Genomic DNA, 17,970 nt, shown 5'->3' with positions numbered 1-17,970 from the left:
TGCGACGGTCCTAAGCAGGCGATGCGTCAGAAATTGTCAGCAGTGAGCGCCAGTCACGGTCCTGTTCGCGCCACCGCGTGAACAAGGCGTGGCGGCGGCCAGGATAGCGCTCTTCCAGTACCGCGCGCACCTCGACCCGGTCGACACGAAAATGGCGGAAGCCGGAGCGCCGCTCGCACCAGGCCGCCAGCACGCGCACCTCGTCAAAATAGACGATGGCGATCGGCCAGATCACACGCTCGGTCGGCTTGCCCTCGGCGTCGCGGTAGGCGATCGCCACCTTGCGCTGACGGCGGATCGCGTGCCGCAGCACCGCCACCTGCTCGGCATCGGCTCGTCGCGACAGCGAGGCCGCGGCGAGCAGCGCGGGCGAGGCGCCGTCCGGCATCGCGCCGCCGCCGCGCGCCCCGTCGATCTTGGCGAGCGCGCTCTCACCGGAGCGGACCAGATCGGGGTCGCCGCGCTGGCGCACCCAGCCGAGGCCGAGCGCCAGCACGTCCAGCTCCTCCTGCGTGAAGGCGAGCTGGGGCAGGAAGAAGCCGGCGCCGAGGCGGTACCCCACGCCCGCCTGCCCCTCCACCGGCGCGCCGAGCGCGCGTAGCGTCTCGATGTCGCGGTAGATGCTGCGCGGCGACACGCCCAGTTCGGCCGAGAGCTCCAGCGCGGTCACCGGCAGCCGTCGCGCGCGCAGCACGCCGATCAGCTCGAACAATCGGCTCGTCCGCGACATCGCCTCCCTCCCGCAAGGGCAGCGCCGCAGCGGCGCTCAGTCGCCTTCGATCGGCGCGGTGAGCAGCGCGCGCGTGCCGGGATCATTGGCCTGGAACTCGACCGTGCCGCCGATGCGCTGCACCACCGCGGTCATCATCCGGCTGCCGAAGCCGCCATCGCCGCCAGCGACCTTGCCGACTCCGCGATCCGCCACGATCAACCGCAGCAGGTGGCCGTGCTGCTCCAGCACCACGTCGATGGCGCCGCCGTTCTGCGCCGGGTAGGCGTATTTGGTCGCGTTGATCACGAGCTCGGCCGCGATCAGCCCGACGCTGACGGCGCGGTCGGTCGGGATCAGCACCGGCGCGAGGTCGAGTGTGAGATGACGTCCCCATTCCTCGCCGAGCGAGGAGCGCAGGTCTTGCATCAGCTCGCCGATGTAGCGGCTGAGATCGATGACCTCGATCTGGTCGTCGCGGTAGAGGCGACGGTGCACCAGCGCCACCGCCGAGAGCCGCGAGCGCGCCTCGAGAAGCTGATCCGCCACTGCGCCCGCACCCGCGTCGCGCGCCTGGATCGCGAGGAAGGACGAGACCAACTGCAGGCTGTTCTGCACCCGGTGATCGACCTCGCGCATCAGCAGGTCCTTCTGCGCGAGCAGCGAGTCCTTCTCCGCGCCGGTGCGCTCCAGCTCGCGGTTGAGCCGGCGCAGCTCGGCCGCGGCACGCGCCTCGCCGAGCAGCCGGCGCAGCCGCGCCGCGCCGTCGACCTGCTCCAGCGTCCAGCGCCGCGCGCGCCCGCGCACCTGCTCGCGCCACGATTCGAACGAGGCGCGCGGACGGAGCGTCGCCTGTGGGTCGTGCGGTACCGCCTTGTGCGGGTTGCCGGCCCACTCAATCTCCTCGATCCGCTCGGCCCGCAGCCACAGCAAGGCGTCACCGTCGCCGAGCGCGAAACCGAGCACGCCGGCGATCGGCGCGACCCGCGCGGCCTCGGCCCAGTCCTTGCCCAGCTCGCGGGTCGCGAGCGGCGCGGTGTCGTCACGTGTGCCGAGCCACCGCGCCAACGCCACCAGCGCGGCCTCGTCGGGCGCGATCCCGACCGTCGTCGCGCGACCGCCGCGCACCAGCGCCAGCCCATCGGCGCCGAAGGCGTGGCGGACGTCCTCGGCGCGTGCCTGCACCACGTCGACCGGCGAGTCGCTGGTGAGCAGCAGGCCGCGCAGCGAGTCCTCCTCGCCGCGCAGCGCCAGCCGCTCGCGATAGGCCTCGGCCTCCTCCTTGGCGCGGAGCTGGCGCGCCAGCCCGCCGGCGAGCGCGGCAGCGGCGGCGCGGGTGGCGCGCGGCAGCAGTCGCGGCGTCGCATGGTGGCATGCCACCAAGCCCCACAGCAGCCCGTCCTTGACGATCGAGATCGACGCCGAGGCGGACACGCCCATGTTGCGGAGATACTCGACGTGGATCGGCGAGACGCTGCGGATCGCGACGTCGCTCAGGTCGGTCAGCTCCAAGCCGGCCGGACGCAGCGGCGCGGGGACATAGTCGATGTCGGGGATCACGCGGGTGCGGTTGCGCACGTACAGCGCGCGCGCCTGGCGCGGAATGTCGCTCGCCGGGAAATGATGGTGGAGGAAGGTGTCGAGTCCCGGCGCGCGATCCTCGGCGACGACGCAGCCCGATTCGTCGTCGAGGAAGCGATAGATCATCACCCGGTCGAAGCCGGTCAGCGCGCGGAACGCCACCGCGGCACGCTCGCACAGCGCCACGAAGGTGGTGGTGCGCTCGAACCCCGCCGCCATGGCGTCAAGCCAGCCAAGCGTCTCGGCCACGCTGCCACCGGCAGTCTCGCCCATCGGCTCCAGCTCGGCGAGCAGCCACTGACCGGTGCGATGAAGCGCGACGTCGTGGCCGTGCACCGGCGCGGCCAGGATCGTCCCGCCCGGGCCGATCGGCACCGCCTCGGCCAGCGCGTTGACGTCCTGCGCCAGCAGATGATCGAGCTGCGCGCCGAGCCAGTCGTCGCCGAACAGCGCCTCGATCGCTCCCGCGCCGGCGACCACCTCGAGCGAGAGCGCGTCCGCGACGAGCAGCAGGCCGTGCGGCATCACCGCGCCGGGAACATGGATCGGCTCGCGGTCGCAGGCCGTCAGGTTGAGCGACTCCGCGGTCGGGTCGCGTTGAACGATGGGACCTGCCATCGCGCGCTTATGGCAGTATTCGCGTGCCAGGCAACTAATCGGCGGCTATTTTATAGCGTTTCTGCGCGATCCCGAGACAGTCGACACGAAGGACTTGCCCCCGCGGCGAGACGATGGAATCGGGTAGCAACCCGTTAGGATACCGGACCTAGAGCTGCCCGCATGTCGACCCCTCCCCGCGAACCGCGCAGCAGCGTGATCCTCTATGCTCTGGTCGACACGGGCACCCAGGCGGTCGAGTGCCGCGTCCGCAACCTCTCGGTCACGGGCGCCTGCGTCGACAACAGTGCCGGGCTGACGCAGGGTGACGAGGTCCGCGTGACGATGGGGACGCTCGAGCAGCTCGCCGCGCGTGTGATGTGGGCCAAGGCGACGCTGGCCGGACTTCACTTCGAGGCGCAGGTCGACATCGCCGCGGCGCGCCGCCCGCGCACGCGCAACACCAGCGTTCAGCCCAGCGCCGGCTGGATGCAGCACATCCGCGACGCCTATCGCGAGCGCGGATGACGCGGCTGACCGTCAACAACGAGGCGATCGAATACCGCCTCCCGGCCGAGACGCCGCTGCTCTGGGCGCTGCGCGACGCGTCCAACCTGACCGGCACCAAATACGGCTGCGGCACGGGCAGCTGCGGCGCCTGCACCGTCGACGTCGACGGGCGCGCGGTGCGCTCGTGCCAGATGACGCTCGCCGCGGCGGAGGGGACCTTCGTCACGACGATCGAGGGCTTGTCGCGCGATCGTACCCACCCCATCCAGCTCGCACTGCTCGCGGAGAATGTGTCGCAATGCGGCTTCTGCATCCCGGGCATCGTCATGGCCGCGGCGGTACTGCTGCGGCGCGACCCGATGCCGTCGGAGGAGGCGATCGCGGCGGCGATCACCAACGTCTGCCGCTGCGGCATCTACCCGCGCCTCACCGCCGCGATCCAGCGCGCCGGTCGCGCGATCCGCGGGGAGGAACGACTGCCCACCGGCGCGCGGCCCGGGATCGAACCCGCCGGCGCCGCGCGACAAGTGCCCGCGCTCGACCCGCGCCAGCGCTGAGGGCGGCTCAGCCCGCGGGCAGCGCCAGCGTGAAGCGCGCGCCCCCGCCGGGGGCGCTGTCAACGGTGAGCGCGCCGCCCATCGCCTCGGCGAGCCGCCGCGCGATATACAGACCGAGCCCGCTGCCGCCCGGCTCGCCGGGATCGACGCGCTCGAACTTGCCGAAGATGCGCGCCTGGTCGGCCGCCGCGATCCCCTTGCCGGCGTCCGCCACGGTCAGCAGCGCGCGCGCGCCCTCGCGCCGAAGCGAGAGCACGATCGCACTGCCGCGCGGCGCATAGCGGACCGCGTTGGCAATCAGATTGACCGCAACCTGCAACATCCGCCGGAACTCGCCGAGTGCGACCAGCTCGCGTCCACACCCCGAGCGGTCGATCGTCACGCCCGCCTCCGCCGCGCGCGTGGCCAGCAGCGCGGCGGCGCGGCGCGCCACGTCGGCGAGGTCGACCGGCCCGCGCTCGGTGGCGAAATCGTCGCGCTCGATCGCCTCCAGGTCGACGAGATCGTCAATCAGCCCGAGCAGGTGACGCCCTGCACCGGCGATGTCGGCGGCATAATCCGCGTAGTGGCTGTCGAGCGGTCCGTCGCCGGCGGCGCTGATCCCGTCGGCGTTGGCGATGATCCGCGCCAGCGCCCCGCGCAACAGCGAGTCGAGCCGGTGGTCGAGCGGGCGGAGCTGCGGGGCAGCGGATGGGGGTGCGGCGGCATAGGCGCCACCGACGAAGCCGCCGAAGCCGCTCCCGGTGTCGAGCCGGACGTGCCCGGCGAGCGTCACGCGCGCGCCGCTGCCGTACAGCCGCGCGGGCTGGTCGGCGAAGTCGCGTCGCTCGGTGAGCGCGTCGAGCAGCGGCATCGCGCCGTCGCGATCGGGTTCGAGCACGAACAGCCGGCTGAGCGGGCGACCCAGCGCGGCTGCCGGATCGAGCCCGAGCCGCGCCGCGGTGTCGGGCGACAGCCGCGTGACGCGCAGCTCCGAGTCGACCTCCCAGGTCCAGTCGGCGTCCTCGGGCGCGATCACCTCCGTTAGCGTGGCGGCGCCGGCGCGGGCGTGCCCGGCGGCACGCTCGCGGAGCAGTGACACGGTCAGCGCCACCCCGGTCTCGTCGGGCGCGGCCTTGACCCAGCAGTCGAGGTCGCGGTCGCCGTCGGCGATCGTCACCGCGCGCGATACCAGGATACGCAGCCGCCGCGCCAGCCGCACCAGCACGGCGACCTGGGGAATGGCAAGCAGCGCGCCGTGGCGCCCGCCCGCGCGCGCGTTGAGCGCGGCGAAAGCGTCATCGGCGCGGGCGAGCCGGTCGTGGCGGTCGACCGCCGCGTGCAGCGTCGCCAGCGCGGTCACGCGCGCGGGCTGCGGGCGAGCGCGCGCACGGCGGCGCGAAAATCGCGGTGCAACGTCAGCGGCGCCACCGCGCGCGCGGCGGTCTCGGGCGCCAGCGTGGCGACCCGGTCGAGCGACTCGGGCAAGGTCTCCACGTCGCGCGCACGATCGGCCTCGCACAGGACGAAGCCGACCTGTGCGATCAGGTGGCGCTCGATCCCGAGCGCGCGCAGCGCCAGCCACAGCCGGTCGCTGTCGGCGTCGAGCGTGAGCCCGCGCGCCTCGGAGAACTCGATCCCGAGAGCGTGCGCCAGCAGCGCGACGAACAGACTGGTGCGCGCCTCGCCGAGCGAGTCGATCATCAGCTGCGGCAGCGTCCCCGCGACGGGGTCGATCGCGGCGACGAGCTGCGCCGCGGCGGCCTCGACCCGCTCGCCGTCGTCATGCGCCGCGATGCTGCGCTGGCTCGCCTCGGACAAGGCGCGGTCGACCTCGGGCGGGACGCCGTGGCCGAGCCGCTCACGCAGCGCCGCCGCCACCCACCAGGCGAGCCGCTCGTGCAGCGCGTCTGGCAGTTCGGCGCGGCGATCGGCGTGCGCCATGCGCCGCCGACTGTCCGCCACCAGATAGGCCACCGCACGGGCACGCACCACGCCGTCGGCGCTCTCCGCGAGCGCGGCGAGCAGCATCGCGGTGCTGCCGGGAGCGCGCTGTGCCGCCAGCGCCTCGTCGATCAGGCCGACCCGCGCCTGCGCGATCATCTCGCCCATCACCCCCGGGTCGCGCATCAGCCCCGACTCGATCAGCCGCGGCAGCGTCATCGCGCGATTGCCGGCGAGCAGCGCGGCGGCGTCGGGAAAGCCGCGCGCCTCGAGCAGCCGCGCGGCGTGACCGGCGATGTCGCGCTCGATCGCGGCGACGGTCGCCTCGGCGAGGCGGTTGATCGCCATCCGGGTGCGCTCGTCGAGCCGGTCGCGCTCGTCGGCGAAGACATCGGCGATCGCGGCGCTCAGCCGTGCCCCCGCGCGGCCGTCGGCCGACGCCGCCTGCGCCGCGAGTCGCGCGGCCAGGTCCGAATCGATCGCCTGAGAGGGTTGGGCGGGCATCTCCCCACCCCTTAGCGAGCGATCCTTAACCACGCTCTAAGTCACTCGCCGCAGCCACTCGACCGCGACCACCAGCGTCAGCGCGGCGTAGACCGCGACCAGGCCGAGGCCGAGGGTCGGCCAGCCGAGCAGTGTCGCCGCGGCCAGGATCGCGAGATAGCCCGGCGCGGTACCCCACCAGACCCGGCGCGGCGCGGCGCCGGCGGCGCGTTCGCCTACGCCGGCCGCGACCAGCGCCCCGATGGCGAGCAGCCGCGCGCTCGCGGTCGCCGCCTCGCGATCGACGACATGCGCCAGCAGCAGCGCCGCGACCGCGGGCACCGCCAGGATCAGCGCGCGGCTGGCGCGCAGCAGCGCGGGCTCGTCGCGGAACAGCGCCAGCGCGGCCGCGATCTCGGCCAGCAGCACCGCCGCGAGAGCCACCAGGATGCCCAGCCCTGGCGCGCCGAGCGCGATCGCGGCGCCGCCGACCAGTCCCGCCGCCCCCGCCGCGACAGTGCAGGTGCCGGTACCGATCGCGCGGCGCGCGATCACCGGGATCACCGCGCGCGCGAGCGGGCGCAGCACCAGCCGCTCGAACCAGCTCGGCCGCACCGCCATCGACGCCGACAGCACCGCGCGGCCGCGCTCCTCCAGTGCGCTGGCCCGCCGCTCGATGCCGTGGCCCAGCTCCATGTCGTCGAGCCGCAGCGAGATGTGGCGAGCGCCCGCCTGGTCGGCGGCGCGCAGCAGCGTCGACTGGAGATCATAGTCATCGGGCAGCCGCGCCGCCTCCGCGATGCGCCGTGCGTCGAGCCGCGCCACGCCCGCCCAGGCCGCGCCGGCGCCGACGCGCTCGAACAGCGGCGAGGCCTGCGCGCCGGGCACCACCAGCAGCGCGTCGCCACCCTCGCCCGCCAGCGCGTGGACGACGCCCTCGGTGGTGACCAGCCCGTCCGCCATCATCACCACGCGCGCGAGCGGGTGCAGCTTGGCCAGCGCCTCCGCGGCGGTGCGGACCACGTCGACCGCGACGCCGCGCCGCCCGATCCGCGCCAGCGCGCCCATCAGCTCGGACGTCTCGCGCGACACCACGACGACGATCTGCGCGGCGTCGCACGCCACCAGCAGCCGCGCCTGATATTCGATCAGCGAGGCCGCGGCGAAGGGCAGCGTGGCCGCGAGCGTCCCCGGTCGGTCCTCTGCCTCATGGATCGCAAACAGGAGCCCGGCCAGCATGGCATGGCTGTTACGGGGTGCCGTGCACCGCGGCAATATCCGTGACGCGGCGCAGCGACGCGGCGGACCGAGCGACTGTGCCCCTCCGAGACGGCTTCCCGATGCGGGCAAACGTGTTAGATGGAGCAGATGACCGGGGGGCCGACTTCACTATCCGATGCACGTGCGACCGAGCCTGGCGCGCGCTGGCCCGATCATTGGCCCGAGAGCTGGCCCGATCCCGCCTCCCTTCCGTCTGCGGAGCCCGCCCCGACCGTGACCGACCCGTTCTTCTCCGACGACGCCCCCGACCGCCCCGCGCTGGGCGGCCCGCGGCCGCTGCTCGGCTGGGTCGCGATCGTTATCGCGGTGCTGTGGGTCGCGGCACTGCTGTGGCTCGCGCGTGACTCGCTCGGCGCGATGACGCCGCTGGCGCTGGCGCAGTTCGGCGCCGCGCTGGCGACCGTGCCGGCGCTCGCCGGCGTGATCTGGCTCGCGACGCTGCGCACCTCCACCGCCGAGGCGCAGCGCTTCGGCGCGACCGCGCGCGCGATGCGCGGCGAGGCGGTGGCGCTGGAGAACACGGTGGCGGTGCTCGGCACCACGATCGAGGAGCAGCGCACGCAGATGGCGGAGCAGGTGCGCCTGCTCACCGCACTGGGCGACGCCGCGACCGCGCGGCTCGCCGATATCGCGGGTACGCTCTCGGGCGAGGTCCAGCGCGTCGACGCGCAAACCGGCGCGCTCTCCGCCACCGCCGGTGCCGCGCACGAGCGGCTCGACGCGCTGCTCGCGGCGCTGCCGCGCGCCGCGGAGGAGACGCGCTCGCTGACCGAGACGATCGATCAGGCCGGGCTGGTCGCCTATGAGCACAGCGCCGGGCTCGACGCGCAGGTCGCGGCGCTGGTGGCGCGTGGGCGCGACGCCGAGGCGATCGCGGGCGGCGCGGCGGAGAAGCTCGCCGCCTACATGCAGCGGATGGAATCGACCAGCCACACCGCCGGGGCGCGGCTCGAGGCGGTCACCTCTGCGGCGGCGGGTGCGGTCGACGCGCTGCTCGACCGCACCGCGCGCGCGATCGACGAGTCGCGCAAGGCGATCGCGGCGCAGGGCGACGCGATGCTGGCGATGGTCAGCACCAACCAGACTGCGCTCGACCATGCCGCGCGCGAGAGCGCCGAGGCACTGGCCGAGCGGATCGGGCTGATCGAGGTGGTGATCGAGCGGATCGCGGCGAGGCTCGATGCGCAGCAGGGCGCAGGGCGCCAGCTGTTCGACTCGCTCGACGACGCGATCCTGCGCGTCGACCAGCGTTTCGTCGCGCTCCATCGCGATGGCAGTGAGCGCACCCAGCAGCTCGCCGCGTCGGTGAGCGCGCTCCACGCCTCGGCCGAGGCGCTGGCGCGCGCGATGGACGCGGGCCACGCCTCGGCGCAGCACACGATCTCGACCACCGAGCACCTGCTTGTCGCGCTTGACGCCGCCGCGCGGGAGATGGACGAGACCATGCCCGAGGCGATCTCGCGGCTGGAGAGCCGCGTCGCCTCGACCAAGCAGGTGATCACCGCGGCGAAGCCCGAGCTGCTCGCGCTCGTCACCGCCGCCGAGAGCACGCATGACGCCATCGAGGCGGTGGCGCAGGTCGTCGCCGAGCAGCGCCAGACGGTGGAGTCGCTCACCAGCCGACTCCACGATGGGCTGGCGCGCGGGCGCAGCCAGGCCGACGAGATCGGCGAGGCGATGGGCGACGCCTCGCGCCAGATCGACGACATGACCGAACAGGCCGCGCCGCGGCTGGTCGAGGCGCTGCTGCGCGTGCGCGAGACTGCCTCGGCCGCGGCCGACCACGCGCGCGAGGCGATCGCGCGCGTCATCCCAGAGGCCGCCGACGCGCTGGAGAGCGCGGGCGCCGCCGCGCTCAGCCGCGCGGTGGAGAGCGGCGTGCAGGGCCAGGTTCGCCAGGTCGCGCAGGTCGCCGAGGCGGCGGTCGCGGCGACCAATCGCGCGGGCGAGCGGCTCCAGCAGCAGCTCGACGGCATCGAGGCGACGATCGCGCTGATCGACCAGCGGCTGGAGGAAGCGCGCGCAGCGGGTGAGGAGAACGAGCGCGACAGCTTCGCGCGGCGCGCCTCGCTGCTGATCGAGTCGCTCAACTCGGCCTCGATCGACCTGACCCGCACCTTCGCGCCCGAGATCTCGGACAGCGCGTGGGCGGCCTATCTGAAGGGTGACCGCGGGGTGTTCACGCGCCGCGCGGTGCGGCTGCTCGACGGCGGCGAGCAGCGCGACGTCGCGCGGCTCTACGACGACGACGGTAATTTCCGCGAGCAGGTCAACCGCTACATCCACGATTTCGAGGCGATGCTGCGCACGATCCTGGCGCAGCGCGACGGCTCGCCGCTGGGGGTGACGTTGCTCTCGTCGGACATGGGCAAGCTGTACGTGGCGCTGGCGCAGGCGATCGAGCGGCTGCGCTAGGGCGAGCCACCGGCCTGTCACACCATTTCATCCGTCATCCGAAGTCCGGGCCGCTGGCTTGAAAGATGGCGACGGCACGATCGAGCATCGTGACGTCGGCAGGGGGTATGACGGCACCTCTGGCCTCATTTCGACTTCGGTCTAAGCGGCGCACCCTCACCAGCTCACCTAACTCTCGGTTAACCAGCGTCTGGCCTGTGGTGCCGCATGCGCGCGCCGTCCCGCTCCCCCGCCCCGCTCTCGCGCTGGCTCCTTCGCTCCCTCGCCGCGCTGCTCGCGTTCGTCACCGCTCCAGCGCTCGCCTGCACGATGCCCGCCAACGCGGCGGTGACGGTCGGTAGCTACTCGCCCGCCGCGATCAAGGCAGGCGCGGTGCCCTATGCGCAGACCGCGTCGGGGTTCGAGTGCACCACGCTCACGGTGCTGACGCTGCTCAGCGCCAATTACCTCAGCGCAACGATCGCCTCGGGCGCGACGCTCAAGCTCACCTCGACCAGCAACGCCGCCGACACGCTGGCCTATCAGCTCTTCGCCAACGCCAGCAGCAGCTATGAGATCAAGCCGGGCACCACGACCTATTACATGAAGAGCGGGCTGGTCACGCTGCTCACCGTCGGCAGCCAGGGCGCCAACGTACCGCTGTTCTTCAAGCTCGCGAGCGGCACGGCGCCCGCGCCCGGCACCTACAAGGGATCGATCACGATCCGCTGGGACTGGAACTTCTGCAACGGCGTCGCGGTGGGCAGCCTGTGCGCGCTCGGCGCTACCGACAGCGGTAGCCAGACGGTAACGCTCGCGGTCACGCTCTACGTCGCGCGGAAGCCGCCGACGGTGGCGCTGGCGCTCGGCGCGGTCACCTGGGACCCGGTCAACGGCACGCTCAACCCCAAGGCCATACCGGGCAGCAAGCGCCGCATGGTGATGACGCTGAGCAACCCCGACCTGGTCGCGACCGAGCTGGACGCGACCACCCTCGTGGTTCCCACCGCGGCGCGCATGGCGATCGCGCTCGACGGCGACGGTACCGGCAGCGGCGCGGTGGTGCAGGTGACCGAGGGGTCCCCGCCGTCCGGCGCGACGATCGCCTACGCCTCACCCGCGAGCACCACCGACCAGATCGACTTCTCGAGCGACGGCGGCGCGACCTGGACCTACGTGCCGGTCCCCGGCGACGCGACCAGCCAGGCGGCGGTGACGAGCGTGCGGATCAAGCCCAAGTCGAGCATGGCGGCGGGCTCGTCGATCAGCGTGTCGGTGCCGTACTCGGTGCGGTGAGCGCTCCCGCGCCAGTCCGATAGCGCGGCTGGCTCTCCCCTCCCCGTCAGGGGACGGGTCGGGGGTGGGGCGCCGCCGCGATCGCGACGCGTGTGGAAGCGCCCCGCCCTACACCGCGTTCGCCGGATCCGCGAAGTCGAGCATCCCCGCGGTCACCCAGCCGAACTCGTAATTCGCCACGAACAGCCCGAACAGCAGGGTCGCGACGATCGTGGTGCGCACCAGCACGCGCTTGAGCGAGAAGCTGTGTGGCGAGCTCTCGGCGGTGCCGGGGACGTGCTCGGCGCCCATCTCGGCCGAGGTGCGCACCCCCCAGGGCAGCACCAGGAACACCGAGAAGGCCCAGAACAGGATGTAGATCGCCAGCAGCGACGTCCAGCGCATCCGCCCCTCCTCAGACCTGGACGATCACCACGTCGATCACCGGCTTCTTGCCGGTCCAGCGCGTGGCGACCTTGCGCACCGCGAGCCGCACGTCCTCGCGCAGCCGCTCGCGGTCGCGCACGCGGCCCTTCATCGCGTCCGCCGCGGCCTCGGCCGCCTCGGCGAGGAAGGGCTCGCGCTCCTCCTCCACCGGCACGCCCTGGATGCGGACCTCGGGGGTGCCGCCGGCGCGGCCGTTGCGGTCCACCGCGATGCCCACCGAGATCTGGCCGTTGACCGCGATGCGGCGCCGGTCGTTGATCGTCCCGCCGTCCGACGGCAGGATCACGTCGCCGTCGAGCACCAGCCGCCCGACCGGCACGTCGCCGATCTTCCTGGGCGCTCCCGGTGCGAGCCGGACGAGATCGCCGTTGCTCTGCACCAGCACGTCGCGGATGCCCTGCGTCTGGCCGTAGCGCGCATGCTCCATCAGATGGCGCATCTCGCCGTGCACCGGCAGCAGCGCGCCGGGGCGGATCCAACCATACATCTGAGCGAGCTCGGGCCGGCCCGGGTGGCCCGAGACGTGGACGTGCGCCTGCTTCTCGGTGACCATCTCGACGCCCTTGGCGGCGAGCTGGTTCTGGATGCGGCCCACCGCCACCTCGTTGCCGGGGATCTGCTTGGCGGAGAAGATCACCATGTCCCCCATGTCGAGCCGCACTGGGTGCGAGCCGTCGGCGATGCGCGCCAGCGCGGCACGCGGCTCGCCCTGGCCGCCGGTGGCGATGATCAGCACCTTGTTGCGCGGCATCCGCATCGCGGCGTCGACGTCGATCGTCTCCGGAAAGTCCTTGAGATAACCGGTGGCCTTGGCGACGCGGATGATCCGGTCGAGCGAGCGGCCGGTGACGCACAGGCGTCGCCCACTCTCCTTGGCGACCTCGGCCAGCGTGTGCAGCCGCGCCGCGTTCGAGGCGAAGGTCGTGACCACCACGCGGCCGCGCGCGCGCGCGACGCTCTCGCTGAGCCCCTGGCGCACGCTCGCCTCGCTGCCCGAGGCCTCGCTGTTGAAGACGTTGGTCGAGTCGCACACCAGCACGTCGATGCCCTGCTCGCCGATCGCGGCGAGCTCGTCGGGGGTGGAGGGCTTGCCGATCACCGGGGTGGGATCGAGCTTCCAGTCGCCGGTGTGGAAGACGCGACCCGCGGGCGTGTCGATCAGCAGCGCGTTGGCCTCCGGGATGGAGTGCGACAGCGGCACCACCTCCACCGAGAAGGGGCCGACCTTGAAAGGCTTGCGCGCGTGGACCAGGCGCACCTTGACGCGTTCCTCGATCCGCTCCTCCTCCAGCTTGCCGCGCACCAGCCCGGCGGTGAACGGCGTCGCGTAGATCGGCACGCCGAGATCCTCGGCGAGATAGGGCAGCGAGCCGATGTGGTCCTCGTGCCCGTGCGTCAGCACGATGCCGACGAGCGAGTCGAGCCGCTCCTCGATGAAGCGCAGATCGGGCAGGATCACGTCGATCCCGGGATAGTGCGAGTCAGCGAAGGTGACGCCGCAGTCGACCATCAGCCATTTGCCGGCATGGCCGTAGAGCGTGACGTTCATGCCGATCTCGCCCGAGCCGCCGAGCGCGCAGAAGAGCAGTTCCTTGTTGTTGGGAGTCATCGAAGTCCTTTGTTGTCCCGCGTGGGGCGCCGGATGCGCCGATGAAGCGGGAGGAAGAGAGATGGGCCGGACTGCGCGCCGGCCTGGCGTTCACTTGGATATATGGGCGCGTTCGTACATGATCGCCAGCCCTTGGATGGTGAGATCGGGCTCGATCGCGTCGAACACGTCGGTGTGACGCTCGAACAAGGTGGCGAGGCCGCCGGTGGCGATCACCTTGACCGGACGCGCGATCTCGCGCCGCATCCGGGCGACCAGCCCCTCGATCATCGCGATATAGCCCCAGTAGATGCCGATGTTCATCTGATCGACGGTGTTGCGCCCGATCACGCTGTCGCTCGCGGGCGCCTCGATCGCGATGCGCGGCAGCTTGGCCGCGGCCATCACCAAAGCGTCGAGCGAGAGGTTGATGCCCGGCGCGATGATCCCGCCCTTGTAGGCGCCGGTATAGTCCGAATGGTCGAAGGTGGTGGCGGTACCGAAGTCGATCACGATCAGGTCGCCGGCGTGGAGCGCGTGCGCCGCGATCGTGTTGACCGCTCGGTCGGCGCCGAGGCTCTTCGGCTCGTCGACGTCGATCGCGATGCCCCAGTCGAGCGGCGCGCGCCCCGCGATCAGCGCGTCGCTGCGAAAATACTTGGCCGCGAGCACCTCGAGATTGTGCAGCGCGCGCGGCACCACGGTGGAGACGATCACCGCGGCGACATCGTCGCGGCTGTAACCCTCGAGCGCGAGCAGCTGGCTCAGCCACACCGCATATTCGTCGGCGGTGCGGCGCGGGTCGGTGGCGATGCGCCAGCGGGCGCGGATCGCGCGGGTCGCGGTATCGACCAGCGCGAAGACCACGTTGGTGTTGCCGGCGTCGACCGCGAGCAGCATCGCACCCTCTCTCACAGCAGGAATATATCGCCCGCGTGCATGACACGCGCGCTCCCGTCCGCCAAGCGCAGGACGAGCGCGCCGCCGGGGTCGAGCGTCTCGTAGCGCCCGTGCCACTCGCTGCCATCGGGCAGGCGCGCGCGCAGCTCGGTGCCGGGCGAGTGCGCGCGCTCGCGCCAGCGCTCGGTGACGGGGCCGAGGCCCTCCGCCTGCCAACGCGCGTGCCACTGCGCCAGCGTCGCGGCGAGCTCGCCCTGGAGCGCGGCGGCGTCGATCGTCGCTCCGGCGGCGCGGAGGCTGGTGGTGGCGCGATCGGCGAGGTCCGGATGGTACGTCACGTTGACGCCGAAGCCGATCACCACCCATTCCCCGACGCGCTCGAGCAGGATCCCCGAGAGCTTGGCCCCGTCCAGCAGCAGGTCGTTAGGCCATTTGATCCGCAGCGCCCCGGCGTTGGGCAGCACCGCGCGCACCGTCTCCTCGAGCGCCACCGCGGCGACCAGCGCGAGCGTCGGCGCGGGCGGGTCACCCGCGGCGAGGCGGACGAGCGTGCTGGCGTAGAGGTTGCCGACCGGCGAGTCCCACGCCCTGCCCTCGCGCCCACGCCCGGCGGTCTGGCGGTCGGCGCGGAGCCAGAGGCCGTGCTCGCCATAGCCGTCGCGCGTGAAGGAGCGCAGGTCGGCGTTGGTCGAGCCGGTCTCGGGTACGTGGAGCGTGCGCGTCAGAACAGGCTCGCGGCCGCCGCCAGCGTCCAGGCCGATAGCGCCGGGATGGCGAGATAGCCGAGCGGCGAGACGATCACCGCCGCCGCGGCGATCAGCCCGCCCTCGAGCCGGTCACCCTCGCCGAACACGCCGACCGGCTCGTCGAAGTACATCGTCTTGACCAGCCGCAGGTAATAATAAGCGCCGATCACGCTGAACACGACGCCGACCACCGCCAGCGGGAACAGCCCCGCCTGCACCGCGGCGTAGAACACCGCGAACTTGGCGTAGAAGCCGAACAGCGGCGGGATGCCGGCGAGCGAGAACATGAAGATCGCCAGCGCCGCGGCGAGGCCGGGCCGCGTGCGCGACAGGCCGGCGAGGCTGGCGATCGTCTCGATCGGCTGCCCGTCGGGGTCGCGCATCTGCAGCACGACAAGGAAGCTGCCGAGCGTCATCGCGATATAGATCGCCATATAGGTCAGCACCGCGGCAACGCCCTCCTGCGTGCCGGCGGCGAGACCGATCAGCGCGAACCCGACGTTGTTGATCGACGAATAAGCGAGCAGCCGCTTGATGTTCTGCTGGCCGATCGCGGCGACCGCGCCGAGCAGGATCGAGGCGAGCGCGGCGAAGATCACGATCTGGCGCCACTGCCCCTCGGCGGGGCCCATCGCCTCGACAGCGACGCGCACGCCCAGCCCGATCGCCGCCACCTTGGGCGCCGAGGCGAAGAAGGCGGTCACCGGCGTCGGCGCGCCCTCGTACACGTCGGGCGTCCACATGTGGAACGGCACCGCCGAGATCTTGAAGGCGATTCCCGCGAACACGAACACCAGCCCGAAGAGCAGGCCGGTCGACTTGGCGTCGCCGGTCAGCGGCGCGGCGGCATAGGCGCCCGCGATCTCGTCGAACAAGGTCGAGCCGGTGAAGCCATAGACCAAGCTGATGCCGTAGAGCAGGATACCGCTCGCCAGCGCGCCGAGGACGAAATACTTGAGCCCCGCCTCGGCCGAGCGCTGGTCCTGCCGCATGAAGCTCGCCAGCACATAAGCGGCGAGGCTCTGCAGCTCGAGGCCGACGTAGAGCGTCAGCAGGTCGGCGGCGGAGACCATCATGCCCATGCCCGCCGCGGAGAGCAGGATCAGCACCGGATATTCCGGGCGGAGGTTGTCGCCCGCGGTGCGGCGGAAGAAGTCGGGCGCCATCACGATCGCTACCGCGGCGGCGATGTAGATCAGCACCTTGGAGAAAGCGGCGAAGCTGTCGGCGCGGTACAGGCCATAGAAGGCCTGGCCGCCCGACGAGGCCGGGCCGATCAGCGCGACACAGGCGCCGGCGAGCACCGCCACCGCGGTCCAGGACACCGCCTTGGTCGAGCCCGGTCCGCCCCAGGCGGCCACCAGCATCAGCGCGATCGCGCCCAGCCCGAGCACCACCTCGGGCAGCGTCATCGCGAGATTAGCGGCATAGTCCATTAGTGCGCGCTCCCTTGCGCGTGAGTTTCGGCATGAGCGGCGGGCACGATTCCCGTCCCCTTGGTCGGCAGCGAGTCACCCGCCGGGCGCGCGCGATCGATCCGCGCGAGCAGGATCTGCGTGTCCTTGCGCATCGGCGCGAGGAAGCTCTCCGGATAGACGCCCATCCACAGCACCGCCGCGGCGATCGGCGCGAGCAGCCACAGCTCGCGCGGGCTGAGGTCCGACATGGCGCGAACCTCCTCCGACTTGATCTCGCCGAACACGACGCGGCGGTACAGGTACAGCATGTACGCCGCGCCGAGGATGATCCCGGTGGTGCACAGCAGAGCGACCGTGGTCGACACCTGATAGGTACCCATCAGGCTGAGGATCTCGCCGACGAAGTTGCTCGTGCCCGGCAGGCCGATCGAGGCCATGGTGAACAGCAGGAAGAGCAGCGCGTAGCGCGGCATGTTGATCGCCAGCCCGCCGTAGCGGCTGATCTCGCGGGTGTGGAGCCGGTCGTAGATCACGCCGACGCACAGGAACAGCGCGCCCGACACCAGGCCGTGGCCCAGCATCACCATCATCGCGCCCTCGATCCCCTGCGCGTTGAACGCGAACAGCCCGATCGTCACGATCGCCATGTGCGCGACCGAGGAATAAGCGATCAGCTTCTTCATGTCCGACTGCACCAGCGCGACCAGGCTGGTGTAGATCACAGCCACCGCGCTCAGCCCGAACACCAGCCACACCAGCTGCGCCGACGCCTCGGGGAACATCGGCAGGCTGAAGCGCAGGAAGCCGTAGCCGCCGAGCTTGAGCAGCACGCCCGCCAGGATCACCGAACCAGCGGTCGGCGCCTGGACGTGCGCGTCGGGCAACCAGGTATGGACCGGCCACATCGGCATCTTCACCGCGAACGAGGCGAAGAAGGCCAGCCACAGCCAGGTCTGCACCTGCGGCGGGAAGTCGTAGTTCATCAGCGCCGGGATGCTGGTCGTCGCCGCGGTAATGCTCATGTAGAGCATCGCGATGAACATCAGCAGCGAGCCGAGCAACGTGTACAGGAAGAACTTGTACGAGGCGTAGATCCGGTTCGCGCCGCCCCAGATGCCGATGATCAGGAACATCGGGATCAGGCCGGCCTCGAAGAAGATGTAGAAGAGGAACAGGTCCTGCGCCGCGAAGGTGCCGATCATCAGCACCTCGGTGAACAGGAACGCGCTCATGTACTCCGGCACGCGCTTCTCGATCGCCTGCCAGCTGGCGCCGATGCAGATCGGCATCAGGAACACCGACAGCACGATCAGCAGCAGCGCATAGCCGTCAATGCCGAGCGCCCAGCCGAAGCGGCCGAACAGCGGCGCATATTCGACGAACTGCCATTGCGCGCCGCCGATATCGTACGACAGCCACAGCACCACACCGAGCGCCAGATTCACCAGCGTCGCCGTCAGCGCGGTCCAGCGCGCCGTCGAGGCGGAGAGGAAGAGGCACGCGACCGCCGCGGCGGCCGGGATCGCGAGCATCAGCGAGAGGATCGGGAACGACACGTGAT

15 protein-coding genes are annotated in these 17,970 nt (G+C 71.8%); 4 read left to right on the top strand and 11 right to left on the bottom strand.

The window, feature by feature from the left end; translation table 11 throughout:
* Window positions 1-10: 10 nt before the first annotated feature.
* A complete protein-coding gene (locus tag FHY02_RS00795; RefSeq protein WP_183919586.1) occupies window positions 11-730 on the bottom strand; it encodes a YafY family protein in 720 nt (239 codons plus the stop codon).
* A 36-nt stretch (window positions 731-766) separates the two neighbouring features.
* Complete coding sequence (locus FHY02_RS00790) at window positions 767-2,908, bottom strand: histidine kinase dimerization/phosphoacceptor domain -containing protein (protein WP_183919584.1); 2,142 nt, start codon at window positions 2,906-2,908, stop codon at window positions 767-769.
* 162 nt (window positions 2,909-3,070) lie between these two features.
* On the opposite strand from FHY02_RS00790, the gene FHY02_RS00785 reads away from it, so the two are divergent.
* A complete protein-coding gene (locus tag FHY02_RS00785; RefSeq protein ID WP_183919582.1) occupies window positions 3,071-3,415 on the top strand; it encodes a PilZ domain-containing protein in 345 nt (114 codons plus the stop codon).
* Window positions 3,412-3,954, top strand: coding sequence for a (2Fe-2S)-binding protein (locus tag FHY02_RS00780; RefSeq protein WP_183919581.1), 543 nt, complete (start codon window positions 3,412-3,414; stop codon window positions 3,952-3,954). The genes FHY02_RS00785 and FHY02_RS00780 overlap by 4 nt, the downstream gene beginning before the upstream one ends.
* A gap of 7 nt (window positions 3,955-3,961) precedes the next feature.
* Here FHY02_RS00780 and FHY02_RS00775 read toward each other — a convergent pair whose 3' ends face one another.
* From FHY02_RS00775 to FHY02_RS00765, 3 genes are read right to left on the bottom strand one after another with little or no spacing between them, the layout of a single operon-like run.
* The gene (locus tag FHY02_RS00775; protein WP_183919580.1) at window positions 3,962-5,296 is read right to left on the bottom strand and encodes an ATP-binding protein; all 1,335 of its coding nucleotides are present in this window, start codon (window positions 5,294-5,296) and stop codon (window positions 3,962-3,964) included.
* The gene (locus tag FHY02_RS00770) at window positions 5,293-6,381 is read right to left on the bottom strand and encodes a DUF2336 domain-containing protein (RefSeq protein ID WP_183919579.1); all 1,089 of its coding nucleotides are present in this window, start codon (window positions 6,379-6,381) and stop codon (window positions 5,293-5,295) included. Before FHY02_RS00770 ends, FHY02_RS00775 begins: the two co-directional genes overlap by 4 nt.
* A 36-nt stretch (window positions 6,382-6,417) precedes the next feature.
* Window positions 6,418-7,599, bottom strand: a complete 1,182-nt coding sequence (locus tag FHY02_RS00765) for a hypothetical protein (RefSeq protein WP_183919578.1) — start codon at window positions 7,597-7,599, stop codon at window positions 6,418-6,420.
* 255 nt (window positions 7,600-7,854) lie between these two features.
* Here FHY02_RS00765 and FHY02_RS00760 point away from each other — a divergent pair, with 255 nt between their 5' ends.
* Together FHY02_RS00760 and FHY02_RS00755 are read left to right on the top strand one after the other, a co-directional pair.
* A complete protein-coding gene (locus FHY02_RS00760; RefSeq protein WP_311721777.1) occupies window positions 7,855-10,056 on the top strand; it encodes a hypothetical protein in 2,202 nt (733 codons plus the stop codon).
* 207 nt (window positions 10,057-10,263) lie between these two features.
* A complete protein-coding gene (locus FHY02_RS00755) occupies window positions 10,264-11,331 on the top strand; it encodes a spore coat protein U domain-containing protein (RefSeq protein ID WP_183919576.1) in 1,068 nt (355 codons plus the stop codon).
* 108 nt (window positions 11,332-11,439) lie between these two features.
* Here the strand turns inward: FHY02_RS00755 and FHY02_RS00750 are convergent, their stop codons facing one another.
* The 6 genes from FHY02_RS00750 to FHY02_RS00725 all read right to left on the bottom strand — a co-directional run bounded on the left by FHY02_RS00750 (window position 11,440) and on the right by FHY02_RS00725 (window position 17,965).
* Window positions 11,440-11,715: a DUF1467 family protein gene (locus FHY02_RS00750; RefSeq protein ID WP_183919574.1), complete on the bottom strand. Its 276-nt coding sequence runs from the start codon at window positions 11,713-11,715 to the stop codon at window positions 11,440-11,442.
* Between the two features lie 10 nt (window positions 11,716-11,725).
* Entirely contained in the window at window positions 11,726-13,366 is a 1,641-nt protein-coding gene (locus FHY02_RS00745) for a ribonuclease J (protein WP_183919572.1), read from the bottom strand.
* Window positions 13,367-13,456: 90 nt separating this feature from the next.
* Window positions 13,457-14,245, bottom strand: a complete 789-nt coding sequence (locus tag FHY02_RS00740; RefSeq protein WP_183921353.1) for a type III pantothenate kinase — start codon at window positions 14,243-14,245, stop codon at window positions 13,457-13,459.
* Window positions 14,246-14,256: 11 nt separating this feature from the next.
* Window positions 14,257-14,970, bottom strand: a complete 714-nt coding sequence (locus FHY02_RS00735) for a biotin--[acetyl-CoA-carboxylase] ligase (protein WP_183921352.1) — start codon at window positions 14,968-14,970, stop codon at window positions 14,257-14,259.
* Window positions 14,967-16,427, bottom strand: coding sequence for an NADH-quinone oxidoreductase subunit NuoN (gene nuoN, locus FHY02_RS00730; RefSeq protein WP_183919571.1), 1,461 nt, complete (start codon window positions 16,425-16,427; stop codon window positions 14,967-14,969). The genes FHY02_RS00735 and nuoN overlap by 4 nt, the downstream gene beginning before the upstream one ends.
* Window positions 16,427-17,965, bottom strand: a complete 1,539-nt coding sequence (locus tag FHY02_RS00725) for an NADH-quinone oxidoreductase subunit M (protein WP_311721782.1) — start codon at window positions 17,963-17,965, stop codon at window positions 16,427-16,429. Before FHY02_RS00725 ends, nuoN begins: the two co-directional genes overlap by 1 nt.
* Window positions 17,966-17,970 lie beyond the last annotated feature (5 nt).

This window comes from Sphingomonas sp. BK069 (assembly GCF_014193405.1).
In the GTDB taxonomy this organism is placed as follows: Bacteria; Pseudomonadota; Alphaproteobacteria; order Sphingomonadales; family Sphingomonadaceae; genus Sphingomonas.
This window is presented reverse-complemented; position numbering and strand designations above follow the sequence as displayed.

Bases quoted from the DNA above. Each gene is read 5' to 3' on its own strand.
- FHY02_RS00780 (WP_183919581.1), top strand. From the start codon at position 3,412: ATGACGCGGCTGACCGTCAACAACGAGGCGATCGAATACCGCCTCCCG.
- FHY02_RS00790 (WP_183919584.1), bottom strand. From the start codon at position 2,908: ATGGCAGGTCCCATCGTTCAACGCGACCCGACCGCGGAGTCGCTCAAC.
- FHY02_RS00750 (WP_183919574.1), bottom strand. From the start codon at position 11,715: ATGCGCTGGACGTCGCTGCTGGCGATCTACATCCTGTTCTGGGCCTTC.
- FHY02_RS00785 (WP_183919582.1), top strand. From the start codon at position 3,071: ATGTCGACCCCTCCCCGCGAACCGCGCAGCAGCGTGATCCTCTATGCT.
- FHY02_RS00745 (WP_183919572.1), bottom strand. From the start codon at position 13,366: ATGACTCCCAACAACAAGGAACTGCTCTTCTGCGCGCTCGGCGGCTCG.
- nuoN (WP_183919571.1), bottom strand. From the start codon at position 16,427: ATGGACTATGCCGCTAATCTCGCGATGACGCTGCCCGAGGTGGTGCTC.
- FHY02_RS00795 (WP_183919586.1), bottom strand. From the start codon at position 730: ATGTCGCGGACGAGCCGATTGTTCGAGCTGATCGGCGTGCTGCGCGCG.
- FHY02_RS00755 (WP_183919576.1), top strand. From the start codon at position 10,264: ATGCGCGCGCCGTCCCGCTCCCCCGCCCCGCTCTCGCGCTGGCTCCTT.
- FHY02_RS00740 (WP_183921353.1), bottom strand. From the start codon at position 14,245: ATGCTGCTCGCGGTCGACGCCGGCAACACCAACGTGGTCTTCGCGCTG.
- FHY02_RS00765 (WP_183919578.1), bottom strand. From the start codon at position 7,599: ATGCTGGCCGGGCTCCTGTTTGCGATCCATGAGGCAGAGGACCGACCG.
- FHY02_RS00770 (WP_183919579.1), bottom strand. From the start codon at position 6,381: ATGCCCGCCCAACCCTCTCAGGCGATCGATTCGGACCTGGCCGCGCGA.